At 67.9% G+C, this 15,370-nt stretch carries 20 protein-coding genes and 1 tRNA gene; 11 read left to right on the top strand and 10 right to left on the bottom strand.

Annotated elements, in window-relative coordinates; translation table 11 throughout:
- Positions 1-270: 270 nt before the first annotated feature.
- Both ACZ5KP_RS04470 and ACZ5KP_RS04465 read left to right on the top strand, forming a co-directional pair.
- Positions 271-699: a 30S ribosomal protein S12 gene (locus ACZ5KP_RS04470; RefSeq protein ID WP_248515020.1), complete on the top strand. Its 429-nt coding sequence runs from the start codon at positions 271-273 to the stop codon at positions 697-699.
- Positions 700-701: 2 nt separating this feature from the next.
- Positions 702-1,274 (top strand): 30S ribosomal protein S7, encoded by a 573-nt coding sequence (locus ACZ5KP_RS04465; protein WP_460920313.1) that lies wholly within the window; start codon positions 702-704, stop codon positions 1,272-1,274.
- Between the two features lie 102 nt (positions 1,275-1,376).
- Here ACZ5KP_RS04465 and ACZ5KP_RS04460 read toward each other — a convergent pair whose 3' ends face one another.
- The 4 genes from ACZ5KP_RS04460 to truA all read right to left on the bottom strand — a co-directional run bounded on the left by ACZ5KP_RS04460 (position 1,377) and on the right by truA (position 4,091).
- Positions 1,377-1,604, bottom strand: a complete 228-nt coding sequence (locus ACZ5KP_RS04460; RefSeq protein WP_460920311.1) for a DUF7860 family protein — start codon at positions 1,602-1,604, stop codon at positions 1,377-1,379.
- 207 nt (positions 1,605-1,811) lie between these two features.
- Entirely contained in the window at positions 1,812-2,495 is a 684-nt protein-coding gene (locus ACZ5KP_RS04455) for a hypothetical protein (protein WP_460920308.1), read from the bottom strand.
- Positions 2,496-2,752: 257 nt separating this feature from the next.
- Positions 2,753-3,142, bottom strand: a complete 390-nt coding sequence (locus tag ACZ5KP_RS04450) for an SWIM zinc finger family protein (protein ID WP_460920306.1) — start codon at positions 3,140-3,142, stop codon at positions 2,753-2,755.
- A 103-nt stretch (positions 3,143-3,245) separates the two neighbouring features.
- Positions 3,246-4,091 (bottom strand): tRNA pseudouridine(38-40) synthase TruA, encoded by an 846-nt coding sequence (gene truA / locus ACZ5KP_RS04445; RefSeq protein WP_460920304.1) that lies wholly within the window; start codon positions 4,089-4,091, stop codon positions 3,246-3,248.
- A gap of 111 nt (positions 4,092-4,202) precedes the next feature.
- Between truA and ACZ5KP_RS04440 the strand changes: the two genes are divergently transcribed.
- Both ACZ5KP_RS04440 and ACZ5KP_RS04435 read left to right on the top strand, forming a co-directional pair.
- A complete protein-coding gene (locus ACZ5KP_RS04440) occupies positions 4,203-4,436 on the top strand; it encodes an antitoxin VapB family protein (RefSeq protein WP_460920301.1) in 234 nt (77 codons plus the stop codon).
- Positions 4,433-4,813, top strand: a complete 381-nt coding sequence (locus tag ACZ5KP_RS04435; RefSeq protein WP_460920299.1) for a PIN domain-containing protein — start codon at positions 4,433-4,435, stop codon at positions 4,811-4,813. The genes ACZ5KP_RS04440 and ACZ5KP_RS04435 overlap by 4 nt, the downstream gene beginning before the upstream one ends.
- A 29-nt stretch (positions 4,814-4,842) precedes the next feature.
- On the opposite strand, the gene hisS is transcribed toward ACZ5KP_RS04435, so the two are convergent.
- Entirely contained in the window at positions 4,843-6,168 is a 1,326-nt protein-coding gene (hisS, locus tag ACZ5KP_RS04430; RefSeq protein ID WP_460920297.1) for a histidine--tRNA ligase, read from the bottom strand.
- A gap of 203 nt (positions 6,169-6,371) precedes the next feature.
- Here hisS and ACZ5KP_RS04425 point away from each other — a divergent pair, with 203 nt between their 5' ends.
- The 4 genes from ACZ5KP_RS04425 to ACZ5KP_RS04410 all read left to right on the top strand — a co-directional run bounded on the left by ACZ5KP_RS04425 (position 6,372) and on the right by ACZ5KP_RS04410 (position 8,530).
- Entirely contained in the window at positions 6,372-6,752 is a 381-nt protein-coding gene (locus ACZ5KP_RS04425) for a hypothetical protein (protein ID WP_460920295.1), read from the top strand.
- 111 nt (positions 6,753-6,863) lie between these two features.
- Positions 6,864-7,523 carry a phosphate ABC transporter permease gene (locus ACZ5KP_RS04420; RefSeq protein ID WP_460920294.1) on the top strand — a complete coding sequence of 220 codons (660 nt, stop codon included), beginning with the start codon at positions 6,864-6,866 and terminating at the stop codon, positions 7,521-7,523.
- A 79-nt stretch (positions 7,524-7,602) separates the two neighbouring features.
- Positions 7,603-8,067: a DUF5812 family protein gene (locus ACZ5KP_RS04415; protein WP_460920292.1), complete on the top strand. Its 465-nt coding sequence runs from the start codon at positions 7,603-7,605 to the stop codon at positions 8,065-8,067.
- A 46-nt stretch (positions 8,068-8,113) separates the two neighbouring features.
- A complete protein-coding gene (locus ACZ5KP_RS04410) occupies positions 8,114-8,530 on the top strand; it encodes a universal stress protein (RefSeq protein WP_460920290.1) in 417 nt (138 codons plus the stop codon).
- 125 nt (positions 8,531-8,655) lie between these two features.
- Here the strand turns inward: ACZ5KP_RS04410 and ACZ5KP_RS04405 are convergent, their stop codons facing one another.
- The 3 genes from ACZ5KP_RS04405 to ACZ5KP_RS04395 all read right to left on the bottom strand — a co-directional run bounded on the left by ACZ5KP_RS04405 (position 8,656) and on the right by ACZ5KP_RS04395 (position 9,473).
- Positions 8,656-8,814 (bottom strand): hypothetical protein, encoded by a 159-nt coding sequence (locus ACZ5KP_RS04405; RefSeq protein WP_460920288.1) that lies wholly within the window; start codon positions 8,812-8,814, stop codon positions 8,656-8,658.
- Positions 8,815-8,902: 88 nt separating this feature from the next.
- Positions 8,903-9,163 (bottom strand): glutathione S-transferase N-terminal domain-containing protein, encoded by a 261-nt coding sequence (locus ACZ5KP_RS04400; protein ID WP_460920286.1) that lies wholly within the window; start codon positions 9,161-9,163, stop codon positions 8,903-8,905.
- Between the two features lie 238 nt (positions 9,164-9,401).
- Positions 9,402-9,473 (bottom strand) — tRNA-Thr (locus ACZ5KP_RS04395).
- A gap of 106 nt (positions 9,474-9,579) precedes the next feature.
- Here ACZ5KP_RS04395 and ACZ5KP_RS04390 point away from each other — a divergent pair.
- Both ACZ5KP_RS04390 and dnaG read left to right on the top strand, forming a co-directional pair.
- Entirely contained in the window at positions 9,580-10,368 is a 789-nt protein-coding gene (locus ACZ5KP_RS04390) for an Nmad3 family putative nucleotide modification protein (RefSeq protein ID WP_460920284.1), read from the top strand.
- 197 nt (positions 10,369-10,565) lie between these two features.
- Positions 10,566-12,065: a DNA primase DnaG gene (gene dnaG, locus ACZ5KP_RS04385; RefSeq protein WP_460920281.1), complete on the top strand. Its 1,500-nt coding sequence runs from the start codon at positions 10,566-10,568 to the stop codon at positions 12,063-12,065.
- A gap of 45 nt (positions 12,066-12,110) precedes the next feature.
- Here the strand turns inward: dnaG and ACZ5KP_RS04380 are convergent, their stop codons facing one another.
- Entirely contained in the window at positions 12,111-13,439 is a 1,329-nt protein-coding gene (locus ACZ5KP_RS04380) for a DUF92 domain-containing protein (protein ID WP_460920279.1), read from the bottom strand.
- A gap of 201 nt (positions 13,440-13,640) precedes the next feature.
- On the opposite strand from ACZ5KP_RS04380, the gene ACZ5KP_RS04375 reads away from it, so the two are divergent.
- A complete protein-coding gene (locus ACZ5KP_RS04375; RefSeq protein WP_460920277.1) occupies positions 13,641-14,255 on the top strand; it encodes an undecaprenyl diphosphate synthase family protein in 615 nt (204 codons plus the stop codon).
- A gap of 58 nt (positions 14,256-14,313) precedes the next feature.
- Here the strand turns inward: ACZ5KP_RS04375 and uppS are convergent, their stop codons facing one another.
- Positions 14,314-15,255, bottom strand: a complete 942-nt coding sequence (uppS, locus tag ACZ5KP_RS04370) for a polyprenyl diphosphate synthase (protein WP_460920275.1) — start codon at positions 15,253-15,255, stop codon at positions 14,314-14,316.
- Positions 15,256-15,370: the final 115 nt, after the last annotated feature.

The following is a 15,370-nucleotide window of genomic DNA, read 5'->3' as shown; positions in this document are numbered from 1 at the left end:
CCGGGAGTCACGCGAGCGAAGCGAGTGTGACCTCGTCGGAGCTTGCTCCGACGGTGTACCGAGCGCCCTGGGGCTTTCGGAGGCCACAGCTTATAAAAAGAATACAGTGAATCCAAAACCAACCCCATCTCCCTCACGCCCACACAGTCACTCGCAGGACGAATAGCGCGCTGAGATCGCTCGAACGGCCCCGCTCGCGCTCGCTCGGGCCGTCGCGCCCGAGTTCGAAAGGGAACCCTTACGTGCCTCGGTCGGGTACGCCGGTGTACTATGGCGAACGGCAAATACGCGGGGCGCAAGCTCCAGAAGGACCGCCAGAAGCACCGGTGGTCCGACTCGGAGTACGCCCGACGCGAGCGGGGACTCAAGGAGAAGTCCGACCCGCTCGAGGGCGCACCCCAGGCACGAGGCATCGTACTCGAGAAGATCGGCATCGAGGCCAAGCAGCCCAACTCCGCTGTCCGGAAGTGTGTCCGGGTCCAGCTGATCAAGAACGGCAAGCAGGTCTCTGCCTTCTGTCCCGGTGACGGCGCGATCTCCTTCATCGACGAGCACGACGAGGTCACCATCGCAGGGATCGGCGGTGCGAAGGGTCGCGCGATGGGGGACATCTCCGGCGTGAACTACAAGGTCGAGAAGGTCAACGGCGTGGCCATGCTCGAGCTCGTCCGCGGGAACGCGGAGAAGCCGGTGCGATAATCATGAGCGAGACAGCATCCCAGCCGCTCCTGTTCGGCGAGTGGGAGATCGAGGGCATCGAGTACTCCGATCCGAGCACGGAACGGTACATCTCGGTCACGCCCGTCGCCCACAGCATGGGCCGCCACGCGGACAAGCAGTTCGCAAAGAGCGAGATCTCCATCGTCGAGCGACTGATCAACCGGCTGATGCAGACCGAGGAGAACACGGGCAAGAAGCAGCAGGCGACCAAGATCGTCCGCGAGGCGTTCCGCGAGATCGACGAGCGCGCCGACGAGAACCCGATCCAGACCCTCGTCGAGGCCGTCGAGAACTCGGCGCCCCGCGAGGAGACTGTCCGCCTGAAGTACGGTGGCATCTCCGTTCCGAAGGCCGTCGACGTCGCGCCCCAGCGCCGCGTCGACACCGCCCTCGAGCTGCTCGCCCAGGGAACGTACAACGCGTCGTTCAAGTCCCCGGTCGACGTCGAGGACGCCCTCGCCGACCAGCTGCTCGGCGCAGCCAACGACGACGTCGACACCTACGCGGTGAGCCAGAAGGAAGAGAAGGAACGCGTCGCCGCCGCAGCGCGGTAACGCCGCTTCGCCACTCGCATTTTCGTCTCCGATCGACGTCGACGAGCGGCTGCGCACTCCCACGTAGCTACACGACCGCGACCGCCCGTCGCAACGACCGACTCAGTCCACCAGCGGCAGGAAGATCCCGAACACGAACGGCGAGAGTAGCCCGATCACGACGCCGAGGACCACCATGTCGAAAAAGAGCGTCGCCTCCCACGCGGGGAGCGATCCGAACACTGCGTGTCCGATCAGTTCGCCGAGTGCCCCGACGACGAAGAGCCCAGCGCCGAGGAGGAATCCGCCTTTCGCCAGCCGCGCGTAGTCCATGCTGCTTCCGGTGTGCATGGTTCTGGGTATCGCGTAACTCGACCTAATCGTTTCGGAGTCCCGAACGGCGTACGACTGACCGGATCCGCCGATTGGGTCCTGGTGATCAGCGGTTGAGAGCTCGACCGCCGGCGTGCTGCTCGCCGATCGCTGCTACCGACTGGAGGACGAGTGGTGTCAGTTCCACTCCGCAGTTGGACCTGCGTCCCCGGACGGCGGCTGTCCTCAGTCTCCCGCCTGCCCGGCGCGATCGGTGGCCTCCTCGATCGACGCAAAGTAGGGCACCATCACGTTCCTCGCCTCTGTCCACCGCCGGCAGTCGTGGAGTTCGATGCCGAGGAGGTACCGCGTCGCTTCGGGACCGCCGCCGGATTTCCCGTGCCGGGGTTTCTCGGGATAGGCCGGCTCTTGCAGCGCGGTCTGGAGCTCCAGTTGCTGGGCGCGGAGGGTGGGCGTCCAGTAGTCGCCGCCGACCTTGTGACGGCGCCAGCCCGTCGTCGTGAGCGTGGCGTACTCCGGATCGATCCCGACCAGCGTCGCCCGCTCGTCCAGCGCGGCCTCGACCGGGCTCCAGTCGGCCTCGGCGAGACCGTCCCGATCGATCGCGTCCTCGTCGTCGGTTTCGAGCCGGTAGCGGTCCTCCACGTCGTCCTTGGCCCACAACGAGTCGACGTAGGCCGCGGCCGCCTGGCGAGCGGTGTTCTGGTCGACGTGTGCGAACTGGAAGCGATCGACCGCAGCGAAGGCGTCGACGGCTCGCTCCCGGTTGCGCCGGTCGTGGTGCTTGAACCCCTCACAGAGACGGGTCGCCGCCGCTTCTGGAGACGCGGGCTGCCCGGATTCAGCCGGTACGGCAGCGTCGTCGCTTCGATCCGTCAGTCCGTCGCTCGGACCGTCTTCGTCGCCCATTGCTGCGATCGCGTCCACCGTCGCAGTGGATGTGTGGTCGTGGTTCTGCACGTGTCCGGATGGGTATCCCGCCCGTACCGGAAAAAGAATGGTGTCGTTGGCAATGGCCATTGGCAAGTCATCGCTGGACGGGTACGATTGGTCGTCGAACCGGTACCTGGACGACCGACGTCGCTCCCGAGGCGTCGGTAGTCAGAGTACGGACAGGGTACCGGTCGTAGCACTGGCTTCCGATCGGGAGGCCATCGCTCACCGGCTCAGATGAAGTCCCGGACCTCGGAGTAGTACATGTCGTGGTGCTCGACTGCGCCGACCGATTTTGCGATCTCGGCGGCGAGCGCGTGCCAGCACAGCGCGGTGGGGTCCTCGGGATCGAGATTGTAGGTCGCGTCCTTGCAGGTACAGGCACCCTCCTCGATCACGTACTCGTCGCTGTTGCCGACGACGACCGTGAAATCCTTGTACCCCTTGACGCGGCCCTCGCCGACGGCGTCGATCGCGCGGCTCCCGCGGTCGCCGTGGACGGCGAGGATCTGCTCGACGATCTCGGGCGTGAGCTCGCCCACGGCTTCGAGGCGGGAGCGCCACTGTGGGCCATCGACGGGATCGTCTTCAGCGCGCTCGTCGTCCCGCGGCTCCTCGCTCACGGAACCCCCTCCGGTACGGTCGTCGCCCCCTCGTACACGATCGAAGATAGGATGTGCCGGGACTAAACCCGTTGGGGTGACTGGCCGGGCAGTCCACGATCGGCTAGTCGATCCCGTCCTCGATCCGACGGATCGTTCGCACGCGCGTCGCGGCCTCGACCCGCCGTTCGGCCAGCGCCTGGCGCGCGGTGCTTGCGGCCCGCTCGTCGACGAAAAATGCGAGGTCGGGATACTCGACGGCCGCCAGCACCAGCGGTCCGGCAGCCGCCGTCGGGACGCCGTCGCTCGCCGGCACGCTCGACCCATCGAGCAGGGCATTAACGAAGGACGGCGGTCGTTCGCCCTCGGCCACGAGCCGGACGAGCGACGCGATCCGGCGGACGAGATGTCGAGGGAAGCCGCCCGCTGCGACCTCGAGTTCGAGGTACGGCTTCTCCCATTCGACCTCCGTTTCGAGCGTTCTGACGGTGCCGTCGTCGTCCATCGTCAGCGCCGCGAAGTCGTGCTCGCCGGCGAGCCGCGAGCACGCCGCCGTCGCGAGATCGGGATCGGCGTCCGGCGCGTGGAGCTGGTAGACGTAGCGCCGTCGGGTCGCGTCGTGTGTCGCGTGGAAGTCGGCACTCGCATCCGGTTCGCCGTCGGGGACGTCCGCGTATGCCCAGGCGAAGACGGGCTCGGAGAGTGCGCCGTCGAGCGCTCGCGGAGTGAGCCACGGCGGCGCTTCGAACGCGACGGTCTGGGCGAGCGCAGAGACGCCGGCGTCGGTCCGCCCCGCGGCAGCGTACCCCGGTGGAATCGGACGAACGCCGCCGTCAGCATCGGCGCCGGGATCCAGCACGTCGAGTGCCTCCAGCGCGTCGAGCAGTGCGTCCTCGACGGTCGGCACGTCGGGCTGGCGCTGGAACCCGTAGAACGGTCGGCCGTCGTAGGCGATCCGAAAGGCTCGCACAGGGCACGATCGATCGCGACGGCACAAAGTCACGTCGCTGCACTTCGAACCAGCCTGCGACTGGCTCCGTCCGGCCCAATGTACATATATGTAGAGAACAAATCCACAGATATGAGTAGCAAGAACGTCAGCCTCCGCGACGACGTCTACCGGGAGCTGAAGGCCGCGAAGGGCGACGACGAGAGTTTCTCGGACGTGGTCGAGCGATTGCTCGCAGCGGAGCAAAACGAGCATCCGCTCGATCGTCTGGAAGGACTGCTGGCGGAGGACGAGGCCGAACGAGTCCGTGAGCGAATGGAGGAGTTCCGGACGAACCTGGACGAAGACATGGACCGATACGCGTGATCCTCGATTCCTGTTTCCTGATCGACGTGATGGCGCGCGATCAGGCGGCGCTCGCCAAACGAGACGAACTCCGGGACGACCCACGTCCGACCGGCGTGGCAACCCCCTCCATTGCCGAAGTCGAGCGAGGTCTCGGTGGTGGTACACGGCTCCAGACGTTTCGGACGATCGTCGAGGACCTCTCGGTCGTGGCGTTCGATCACAGGACAGCACGAACGGCGGCCGATTTGCTTCAGACGCTGGACGACCGTGGTGAACCGATCGGTACGCTCGACGCGTTCGTCGCCGCGACCGCGAGCGTCCGCGACGAGCCTGTCGTCACACGAAACGTCAGCGAGTTCGACCGCGTCGACGGACTGGCGGTCAGCCCGTACTGAGCGATCGGGGATCGATCTGACCGCCGGTTTCAGGCGACGTCCTCGAACGTCGGCCGCTCGAGCTCGCCGGGGAACTCGTCGACGGGCACCGTCGTCTGGTCGCCAGTGTCCATGTCCTTGATCGTGTATTCGTCGGATTCGAGGTCCTGCTCGCCGACGATCACGACCGTCTCGGCGTTGATCGAGTCGGCGTAGTCCAACTGCGCACCGAACCCGCGGTCGGCGACGTCGGACTCGACGACGTGGCCGCGACTCCGCAGCTCGCGTGCGAGCGCGGCGGCCTGTGGACGGGTCTCGCCGGCCTGGAGGACGTAGTAGTCAGTCGTCACGGTCTCCTCGGGCCAGACGCCGGCGCGCTGACAGAGCAGGGAGAGCGTGGCGTCGCCGGGCGCGAAGCCGACGGCGGGTGTGTCGGGGCCGCCGAGGTCGCCGATGAGGTCGTCGTAGCGCCCGCCGCCGAAGACCGCGCGGGAGACCTCGCCGGTGGCGTCGAAACACTCGAAGACGGTGCCGGTGTAGTAGTCGAGACCACGGGCCGTCGAGAGCGAGAGCGTGCAGTACTCGCGAACGCCCAGGTCGTCGGTGGCCGCGAGCACCGCCTGAAGGTTCTCGATCGCCTCCGCGATTCGATCGTTGTCCGCGAACTCGACCAGCTCCTCGAGGTCGTCCTCCGGCGTGTCGAGGAGGGCGTCGAACTCTTCGGCCTGGTCGGCAGTGAGTCCAGCTGCGACGAGCTCGTCGAGGTACTCCGGCCGTTCGAGCTTCGCGCGCTTGTCCACGGCGCGGATCGCCGCTTCGGTATCCACGCCGGCGCCGTCGCCGCTGCCATCCTCGTCGAAGGCCTCCAGCAGGCCACCGAGCACGTCGCGGTGGGAGACGCGGAACTCGAAGTCGTCGGGCTCGAGACCGAGCCCGGTCAGCATCTCCGCGGCGACGGCCAGGATCTCGGCGTCGGCGTCCGGCTCCTTCGACCCGAAGATGTCGACGTTGGTCTGTGAGAACTCCCGGAAGCGGCCCTGCTGGACCTGCTCGTAGCGCCAGAACTTCCGGGTCGAGAACCACTTGATCGGCTTGCTCAGCTCCTGGCCCCGCTCGGCGACCATCCGGGCGACCGTCGGCGTGAGTTCCGGCGTCATCGCCACGTCCCGGCCGCCCTGGTCCTCGAAGCTGTAGAGCTCCTCGACGATCTCCTCGCCGCTCTTGTCGACGTACATCTCGGTGCGTTCCAGCGCCGGCGTGTCGATCTCGCGGAAGCCGTACCCGCGAGCCGTCGACTCGATGGAGTCGAACAGCCAGCGGCGAGCGCCCATCTCCTCGGGGTAGGTGTCCCGGAACCCCTTGATCCGGTCGTACATGACCCGTGGTATCCGGGCCCCGCGCTTGAAACCAGCGTTCCCCTGCTAGCGCTCAGCATCGATCGCGTCGGGTCGGTGTGTCGCTCCCGACCCATCCGCTCCACCAGCCGGACTTGCCGTGTGCCCCGAATACCGGGGGAAAGCCGGGCCAGAGGCCGTCGGCATTCACAACCGTTAGGGGCGGCCGTGGCCCAGGTTGGGGTATGCCCGTGAGCCCCGATCGGAAGCTGGACGTGCTCGGGGTCGTCCTCGCTGTGCTCGTCGTCCTCGGCGCCGGTCTGGCCGTCTTCGGTGCGATGGAGGCCTCCAGCGGCGGTGGCGGTGAGGAGATCGAGATCGACTTCACCGTCGAGCGGATCAACGAGACGCATCTCAGGGTCGTCCACGCCGGCGGCGACGTCGTGGAGGGCGCGGACCTCTCGATCACGATCGACGGCAGGGATCGCGTTCCGGTCGGCCGTTTCCCCGAGCGAGTCAATGAGGGCGACGCTGCCGTCGTGCAGATCGACGCGGGACACACGCTCCGCGTGTACTACCACGGCGGGCTCGGCGCACCGTCCAGGCTCGACTCCGCGGACACCTGAGCGCGCTCCAGCGAAGATTTTGCGTTCGTGGCCTGCTCGCAGTTCCATCGGCCTCCACCCCGTCGGACCCTGTGGGCAAGATTCACCTACCACCGCATCCACGCAGTGGATATGATCGATCTGATCGGAATCGCGTTGATCCTGGCGGGGGGACTCCTGCTGTTGTTCGGCGCCGCGCTCTCGGTCTACGGCGTGGCGTTGCTCGGCGCGGTGCTCGGCGGCGGTGCTGGCTACCTGATCGCACCGACGATTGGCGGCGCGATCGGCCTCGGCGGCACGCTTGCGACGGTCGCCGCCGTCGGGATCGGGGTGCTCGCCGGGGTGATCGTCGCCTACACCGTGCTCTCGATGGTCGTCGCGATCGCCGGCTTCGCGGTCGGCAGCGTGCTCGGGATCTACCTCGTCACCGACCTCGTCGGTGTCAGTGGGCTCCTCCCGGAGGCCGGCGTCGCGCTCGGTACCGGGATCGTGCTCGCCTTCCTCGCGATGTTCCTGACGAAAACCGCGCTGATCGGCATCACCGCCTTCGTCGGGGCGGCCTTCGCCTCGACGCAGCTCACCATGGACGGGTTCGAGACCGCGGCCGAGGACGTGACGATCGATCCGCTGGTCGTCGCCCTCGACGACCCGATCTTCCTGGGGCTGTTCGTCCTGGGCGTGCTCACGCAGTTCGGGCTGTTCAAACTGGGCTGGTTCGGCAAGATCGCCAGAGCGCTGCCGGGCGCCAGCGTGATCACCGACCGCGGCGAGGACGAGTCCGCGGCGAACTAATTCTACCGTCGCGGCGAACTGATTCTACCGTCGACTCCAACGCGCAAGGCCGAAGGGGCTGCCCGACCGACGGAGCCCCATGACAACGACGACTGGCACCTTCCTCGTCACGGAGGCCGACGCAGAGTCGGCGATCCTGCGCGACGTCGAGGACGGCCAGCTCCACACGCTCTCGACGAACCCCGGCCTCGAGCGGCTGGAGGTCGTCGACGCGACGTTGACAGCCGAGCCGCCAATGGAGGTCACCTGGAGCGCCGAGATCGACGACCGACGGCAGATTCCGGCCGAGCGGGTCGACCTCGAACCGACGCGGCGTTCGATCGAGACCGCCGAGTCGATGGCGACCGGCGACCTCGAACGCTACGAGCGCGCCGGCGAGGGCGAGGTGCACGTGCTTGCCGTGCCAGCGGGCGGCGAGGCAGAGGCGGCCGCCGACGTCCTCGACGACGAGGCGACGATCGAGCGTGCGGCACGGCTCGGTGCAGTGCGGGTCGAGCTCCGGACTGCCGAGGGGCTCCTCAGCGTCCGCTACCTCCCCAAGTGACTCGTTTTCGGGGAGATTTATCCCCGACCGGGACGCAGTGTCCTCCATGACGGTTCTCGTCGCCTACGACGGCTCGGATCCGGCACAGGAAGCGGTCGAGCACGCGATCGATCAGTATCCCGACGAGGAGATCGTCCTGCTCCGGGTCATCGAGATGTCCGGCGGCCACCTCATGGCCGGCTGGGATCTCTTGCAGGAACGGCTCAAAGAGGCCCAGGACGAGGGCTCCGTCGAGCTCTCCGAGGAGGTCCGGGAGCTGATCGACGAGGCCGACGCCGAGTTCCGGATCGAGACGGCGGTGGGCAAGCCCGCCCAGGAGATCGTCGAGTTCGCAGAGGCGGAGGGCGTCGACGTGATCGTCGTCGGCAGCCACGGCCGCCAGGGCGTCTCCCGGGTGCTGCTCGGCAACGTCGCCGAGAAAATCGTGCGACGGGCGCCGACGACCGTCACGGTCGTCCGGTGAGACCGACCGAGCCCCGATCGGCGAGCCTCATACTGTGATCGACTGGCCTGGCGCTACCGACGGGCTCCGATCGCCAAAGAAACGAACGCTCGACCTGCCGGCTCGACGGCCGGTGGCCACAGCAGTCAGTTGCGGAGTTGCTCGACCTTCGCTTCGAGTTCGTCGATCGCCTCGTCGAACTCCTGCTTGGCCTTGTCGCTGATCTGATCGGCCTCCCGAGCGGCACTGTCGAACGCGTCTTTGACGCGCTGTACCGCCTCGTCGGTGTCGCTACTCCGGGACATGCTGCAATTGGAATATTAGGCTCGATTCTGAAAAAAGCTGTGTCGATTGGATCTCCGGGGGCGGACTCGTGTCTGTCGCTGTCGTTCCTCACTCGTAGTGGGCTTCAAGATACTCGACGACGTCCTCGCTGCCGTACATCGCGACGTTTCGGTCGGTGTCGACGAGGTAGGGGATCTGGTCCTGGCCGCCCGCCACGAGCCGATCGTGGGTCACTTCGTTCGTCACGTCGCCACCGTCGTTGCCCGGCAGCCGGGGGTTGTGCGCGACGTAGGAGACGCCGAGTTCGGAGAGTTTCTCGCGGACGTTCTTGGAGTGGGGACAGCCTTCTGACTGGTAGAGTTCCAGCATCAACGTGAGCGTGTGGGCTTCGGGCGTATCAACAGCCGGTGTATACTGCCGCTGGACCCCTTCGACGCGACGCTCCTCAGTCGTCGAATCGCGAGAAGAGCCTCGGCCGGAATTTGAATCCGGAGCCAGGCGGTCCGGGGTGCTCACTCGCTTCGCTCGCTGTGCTCCCGGGCGTGCGACTGGCAGGGATTCAAATCCCGCGTACGGCTTTCGCTCGTCACGTCCGTTCCTCGCAGAAAGCCTAGGCCGGAATTTGAATCCGGGGTCTCGTCCTTACCAAGGACGCGCTTTACCACTAAGCTACCCAGGCGCGCATAGGACTCTTACCCGTTTCCAACTTTGAACGTTTCGATACGTCGACCACCGCAACCGCAAGCGGGCGCGAGGCTTTTCCCGGGCCAGTACCACCTCCGATCGTGCAACGAGCGGTCGCGATCAACGTCGGCGCGAACAGCTCCCTGCCGGGCTTTCGCGGGCCGATCTCGCCGGCGGGACGCGCGGTCTACGTGCCGATCCCCGAGCGCGAGCCCATCGCCGAAGCGGCCGTCGACGCCGTCCCGACCTACGCCGATCTGGATCTGGACGTCGAGATCCCCGACCCCCATCGCGACACGAGACTCCACCTCGATCCCTCCTTCGCCGAGTATCCCCACTGCTCGGACTACACCTACGGCGACGAACACGGCGTGAAGGCAGCGCCGCTCCTCGACCTCGACGCGGGTGATCTCGTCCTGTTCTACGCGACGCTCCGGACCGTCGATCACGGCGCGGGCGACGCCGAACCGCCCTGCGGGCGCTCGGCGTCGTTCGAGTTCTCCGCCGACGACCGAGAGGAGACTCCGACCGACTGGCGCCCGCCATCGTGGGGTGCGTTCGTGATCGGCGTCTTCGAACTCGACCGCGACCCGATCCCGGGCGAGGACTACGAGGCGCTGCCCGCGTCCGACCGGGACCGCCTCGCGGAGAACGCCCACGTCAGGCGAGAGACGACCGACGCTGCAGTCTTCCTGCTCGGCGATCCCGACCGGTCCCGGTTGCTCGACACTGCGATCCCGCTCTCGACGCCCAGCGGCGGCACGGCGGCGAACCGGATCGTCACGGAGCTCTCCGCGGATTCCGGGAAAGGGCCGTGGTGGCGACGGCCGTTGCGATTCGACGGCGATGCCACCGCGGCGCTCCAGCCCGTCGTCGAGGCGTCGCGCTGAGTGATCGGGGGCTCCCCACGATTCGCGCAATCCTTGGGTTCGGTGAGCGGGTCCCGCACGGCCTCGCGTTGAGCAAACTGGCTCCCTGGGGATCGCGCGCTGTGGTCTGCCATCCGATAGGACTTTGCGTGCCGATCGCCCTAGATGGAACCAACTCTCGGGCCGACGGCTCGATCCCCGACCGTCGCCCACCACACATGGACAACTCCGCAAAGTACCTCATTCACGCGGCGTTCGCGGCCGACGGCGTCGTCGAGCGCAGCGACGTCGTCGGCGCCGTCTACGGCCAGACGGAGGGCCTCCTCGGCGAGGAGCTCGATATCCGCCGGCTCCAGGAGTCCTCCAAACTGGGCCGCATCGACGTCGAAGTCCAGACCGCCGGCGGCCAGTCCGCCGGCGAGATCACGATCGCGACGAGTCTCGATCGGGTCGAGACCGCGACCCTCGGCGCAGCACTGGAGACGATCGACCGCGTCGGCCCTTGCCGTGCCACGATCGAGGTCACGAACCTCGAGGACGTTCGCGCGGCCACGCGCCGGACCGTCGTCGATCGCGCCCAGGAGCTGCTCCTCGAGGAGTTCGAAGGTGCCACCAGCGACGAGATCGTCGAGGAGGTCCGCCGTCGCGTCGCGACCGCGGACGTGACGACGTATGAGGGTCTCCCGGCCGGCCCCAGCGTCGAGGACGGCGACGCGATCGTCGTCGTGGAGGGACGCGCGGACGTGAAGGCGCTCCTCGCCGCTGGCGTCAAGAACGCGATCGCCGTCGAGGGGACCGACGTCCCGGAGTCCGTCGCCGAACTCTCTCGCGAACGCCGGACGACGGCGTTCCTCGACGGCGACCGCGGCGGCGAACTGATCCTCCAGGAGCTCCGCCAGATCGGCGACGTCGACGCGGTGGCGTTCGCGCCCATCGATCGCTCCGTCGAGGACCTCTCCCGCTCGGAGATCCTCGCGGCGCTCCGGAGCACCGTCGACGTCGCCGCGCTCGGCGACGCCGCCAGCGCGAGCGACCTCGCCGACGCTGCGCGCGCCCGAACGTCCGGCGGGACCGCGATCGAGACGCCCGGCAGCGAGAGCGAGACCGACGACTCCGACGAATCAGTTGCCGGCGACGCCCCGTCAGCCGCCGGTGAGGATCGCGTCTTGGCGACGGATATCGACACCGTAGAAACGGACGTGTCGGGGGACGGTGAAGGGAACCCATCCGATGGAGACGGCTCGAACCGGTCGGCCAGCGCCGACGGTGCTGGCGCTGCGGGAGCGCCCGATCGGCAGGCTGGATCGGGAAGTGCTGCGGACGGAGGGACGGCGACGGCTGCCGGAGACGTCGAGACTGAGCCCGGTGCCGCGACTGCGGAGGCTGTGGCGGACGACGGCGGCGGCGAGCAGTCCGCCGCCGAACCCCGAACGATCCGCGGCCACGTCGAGGCACTCGAGGGGACGAATCAGGTCCGATTCCTCGACGCCGAAGCGACGGAGCTGCTGACCGCCGACGCCGAAGCGGCCTTCGACGAACTGGAGGGAGCAGACCCAGTCCCGGCCACGATCGTCCTCGACGCCCGGCTCGAACAGCGACTCCTCGACCTCGCCGCCCAGCGTGGGGTCCGCGAGATCGTCGCCGTCGAGCTGGGCGAGTTCGCGAAGCGCCCGACGGACGTCCGGATCCGGACGACGGCGACGCTGCTCGGCGAGTAGTAACAGACGACAATTCGCTGACGAGCAGCGGCGACGGTTCGATTTTCAGAACGCGACGCCAGACACCGTCACGATCCCGGCAGCGACGGCGATTCCGGCCGCGGCGAGCGCGCCAGCGAGCGTCGCCGTGAAGTTCACGCCGGAGTTCCCGAGGATCGTCCCCTCGATCGCGGCGCCGAGGACCGAATCGACGGTCATGCCAGCCGCGCCGCCGAGCCCGATCGCGACCGCGCCGACGATCGTGACGTCCGGGAAGGCGAGCAGCGCGAGCACCCCGATCGTGGCGGTCCCGACCGCGCCCGCGGCGGTCCCCTGCCACGTGACCGCGCCGTCGGTTCCCGGCGGCACCGGCTCCAGCGACGTGATGAGCCGGGTGCCGTCGAACGCGCCACCGATCTCGCTGGAGAGCGTGTCGCCGAGCGCGGTCGCCACTGCGCCGGCGAAGGCGAAAGGAACGAGCGCCGTCGGGGCCTCGAGGAATCCGGCCTCGATCGCGGCGAGCGTACAGACCGCGCCGACGGCGACCAGCGAGTTCGCGAGCACGTTCGTCCCGCCGCGGTTGCCGCCGTTCTCCTCGGCGACGCCGCGTTCGAGCTTGGTTTCATAGCGGAACTTCGTCGCGAGCCCGCCGACGCCGAAGAAGGTGAGGAGGAGCGCGAACCACGCGTAATCGGCCAGCACGATCGTGACGAGCCCGAGCAGGACGCCCGCGAGGACGCCTTCCAGCGAGGCGGTGTCGAGCACGTAGGAGAGGACGCCGAAGACGACCATCACCGCGACGGCGATCGCGACGGCGCTGGGATCCGCGCCCGCGTCGACGGCCGCGAGGAACCAGAGCACGAGCCCGACGGTCAGGAGGACCGGGGGCTCGTCCCTGGGGAACAGCATCGAGCGGATCAGCGCGCCGACGAGTGCGCCGGTCAGACAGAGCAAGAGCAGGCTCCCCGCGGCGAGCCCCTCGCCGGCGAGGACGCTCACGACCGCGATGCCGACGGCCGCGCCGACGGAGCCGGCACCGAGGAAGCCGATCGCCGGTGCGATCGAGGCGCGGACGCGGACGACTTCTGCGCCGAGGTTCCCGACCGTGACGAGGAGGACGCTGCCGGCGAACACCGTGATCGGGAGGTCGCCGAAGACGGAGAGCCCGCCGAGCACGGTCGCCGCGAGCGCGAAGTCGAAGAGCGCGCGGAGCCGTCCGGCTTCGCGATCGGTCGGTCGCGCGAACAGCTCGAACACCGGGCCGTTCGTGATCACGAGTGCCGCTGCGGCCACCAGGAGGAAGGGAACGATCGCAGTGGGTCCCAGCAGCGGCGCAGCCAGCGCGAGCGCCCCCACTGCAGCGAAGGCACCGGCTCGCCGCACGCTCTGGTTCACAGTACCGGGGCTTTCACGGAGGATCACTTAACCCTCCCGAACGCCCGACTGCGCGGTAATCTCTGCCTACTCTGGAGCCAGCGAGGAGCCCTCGGGTAATTACGACGGCAGATCGTCCGTAGCAAAGATCGGTGGCGCTCCGGTAGCTCGTCCATCGGCGGAATCAGACCGTTTTAGGCGCGGACGACCGTCGACTCCCTCGTGGGACTGTACGATCGGTATCTCGCCGTGCGGGTCCGGGCATCCGAGGGCACGCCACCGGCCCACGTCGCCCTCGTCATCACCGAGCGCGACCTGCTCGAACCCGGCGCGTACGACACGCTCTCGGAGTTCCTCGAGTGGGCGTTCGCCTACGGCGCCGAGCGGGTCACCGTCTACGTGAGCGTGCTGGACCCCGAGGCCGTCTCGCCGCTCCGGCGCGGGCTCGAATCCGCCGACGCGCCACGGGCCGTCGCCGTCCACGGTCCGGAGGAACGCACCGACACCGACGCCGACGCGCAGATCCAGGTCAGCGTCGGGCTCGGCGGTAAACACGAGTTCACCGAGGCCGTGCGGTCGCTGGCCGAAGAAGCGGCGGCCGGCGATCTCGACCCGGCCGACATCGACGAGGCGGACATCGAGTCCGAACTCGTCCTCTCCGAGGAGCCGGACCTCGTCATCAAGACCGGTGCCGAGCGGCTCTCGGATTTCATGATCTGGCAGTCCGTCTACTCCGAACTGTACTTCACGGACGTCAACTGGCGAGACTTCCGCAAGCGCGACTACCTCCGTGCCATCCGGGAGTACACCGACCGCTCGCGCCGCTTCGGGAAGTGATTGCGTAGTCGCAGTACGTGGACCCCACGAGGGCGATGACTCGTCGAGCCGGCGTCGGTCACTCGGTCGTGGCCGTCGGCTCCGAGGACTCCGGGATCTCGGACGGTTCGCCGTCCGCCGGTCGTTCGGCAGCCGGGAGCGCGTCGCGACACCGTCTGACCGTCTCGCGGGCCTCGGCGAGTTCGACGCCGCCCAGCGCACGCAACAGCGCGAGCCCGCGGCGGGCTCGCGTGCGTCGCCAGGACTCCTCGCGGTGTTCGTACGTTCTGAGTCCGCGCAGGAAGTCCACGCGCGAGAACTCCGGCCAGTACGGCGCACAGAAGTAGACTGCGGCCTCGTTCCCGTTGGCGTGCCAGGGGAGGAAGTTGCTCGTTCGCTGGTCGCCGCCGGTCCGGACGATCAGATCGACGTCGCGGACCCGCCGATCGTAGAGTCGATCTGCGACCGTGTCCACGTCGATCTCGGCCGGATCGATCTCCCCCGTCGCAGCGGCGTCGACGACGTCGCGTGCCGCGGAGAGCATCGTCTCTCGCCCGCCGTAGGCCAACGCGATGTTGAGCACGAACTCGTCGTACCCCTCGGTCCGATCCTCCGCGTAGTCGATCGCTTCCTGGACCCGTCCTGGCAGCCGTTCGACGTCGCCGATGGCGCGGATCGAGACCTCGTTCTCGTGGACGCGCTCGGCGTCGGCGAAATCGTAGAGTTTCTCCTCGGCGAGGTCGAAGATGACGTCGAGCTGTTCCTGGGGCCGGTCGAAGTTCTCCGTCGAGAAGGTGTAGAGGGTCAGCTCCTCGATGCCCAGCGTCTGGCACCACTCGAGGACGTCCTGGGTCGTCTTCACGCCCTCGCGGTGGCCGTCGCTGGCGTCGGCGCCGTGTTTGCGGGCGTACCGACGGTTACCGTCCTGGATGACTGCGACGTGTTCTGGGGGCTCGTCGACGGCTCGCTCGAGCTGGCGCTCGTAGGCCCGTCGAATCCGGGTTCGCAGCCACTCGATCACGGGGACCACTCCGTCACGAACTGGAAATCGGCCGCTCGCCATTTGTACGTTTCCGTCAGCATCCGTGCCTCCCGTTTGCCGGGTGGGACTTCGTTCGGGACCGGCTACGCGGGTT

Source organism: Salinarchaeum chitinilyticum (assembly GCF_055390775.1).
The sequence above is the reverse complement of the archived record's forward strand: the minus strand, read 5'-3'. Positions and strand labels throughout refer to the sequence as shown.

What these genes read in the sequence shown, in the direction of transcription:
- ACZ5KP_RS04455 (WP_460920308.1), bottom strand. Translation starts at nt 2,495, where the DNA reads ATGGGCGACGAAGACGGTCCGAGCGACGGACTGACGGATCGAAGCGAC.
- ACZ5KP_RS04470 (WP_248515020.1), top strand. Translation starts at nt 271, where the DNA reads ATGGCGAACGGCAAATACGCGGGGCGCAAGCTCCAGAAGGACCGCCAG.
- ACZ5KP_RS04425 (WP_460920295.1), top strand. Translation starts at nt 6,372, where the DNA reads ATGCCCGTGAGCCCCGATCGGAAGCTGGACGTGCTCGGGGTCGTCCTC.
- ACZ5KP_RS04400 (WP_460920286.1), bottom strand. Translation starts at nt 9,163, where the DNA reads ATGCTGGAACTCTACCAGTCAGAAGGCTGTCCCCACTCCAAGAACGTC.
- ACZ5KP_RS04420 (WP_460920294.1), top strand. Translation starts at nt 6,864, where the DNA reads ATGATCGATCTGATCGGAATCGCGTTGATCCTGGCGGGGGGACTCCTG.
- ACZ5KP_RS04440 (WP_460920301.1), top strand. Translation starts at nt 4,203, where the DNA reads ATGAGTAGCAAGAACGTCAGCCTCCGCGACGACGTCTACCGGGAGCTG.
- ACZ5KP_RS04405 (WP_460920288.1), bottom strand. Translation starts at nt 8,814, where the DNA reads ATGTCCCGGAGTAGCGACACCGACGAGGCGGTACAGCGCGTCAAAGAC.
- ACZ5KP_RS04415 (WP_460920292.1), top strand. Translation starts at nt 7,603, where the DNA reads ATGACAACGACGACTGGCACCTTCCTCGTCACGGAGGCCGACGCAGAG.
- hisS (WP_460920297.1), bottom strand. Translation starts at nt 6,168, where the DNA reads ATGTACGACCGGATCAAGGGGTTCCGGGACACCTACCCCGAGGAGATG.
- ACZ5KP_RS04465 (WP_460920313.1), top strand. Translation starts at nt 702, where the DNA reads ATGAGCGAGACAGCATCCCAGCCGCTCCTGTTCGGCGAGTGGGAGATC.
- dnaG (WP_460920281.1), top strand. Translation starts at nt 10,566, where the DNA reads ATGGACAACTCCGCAAAGTACCTCATTCACGCGGCGTTCGCGGCCGAC.
- ACZ5KP_RS04410 (WP_460920290.1), top strand. Translation starts at nt 8,114, where the DNA reads ATGACGGTTCTCGTCGCCTACGACGGCTCGGATCCGGCACAGGAAGCG.
- ACZ5KP_RS04460 (WP_460920311.1), bottom strand. Translation starts at nt 1,604, where the DNA reads ATGCACACCGGAAGCAGCATGGACTACGCGCGGCTGGCGAAAGGCGGA.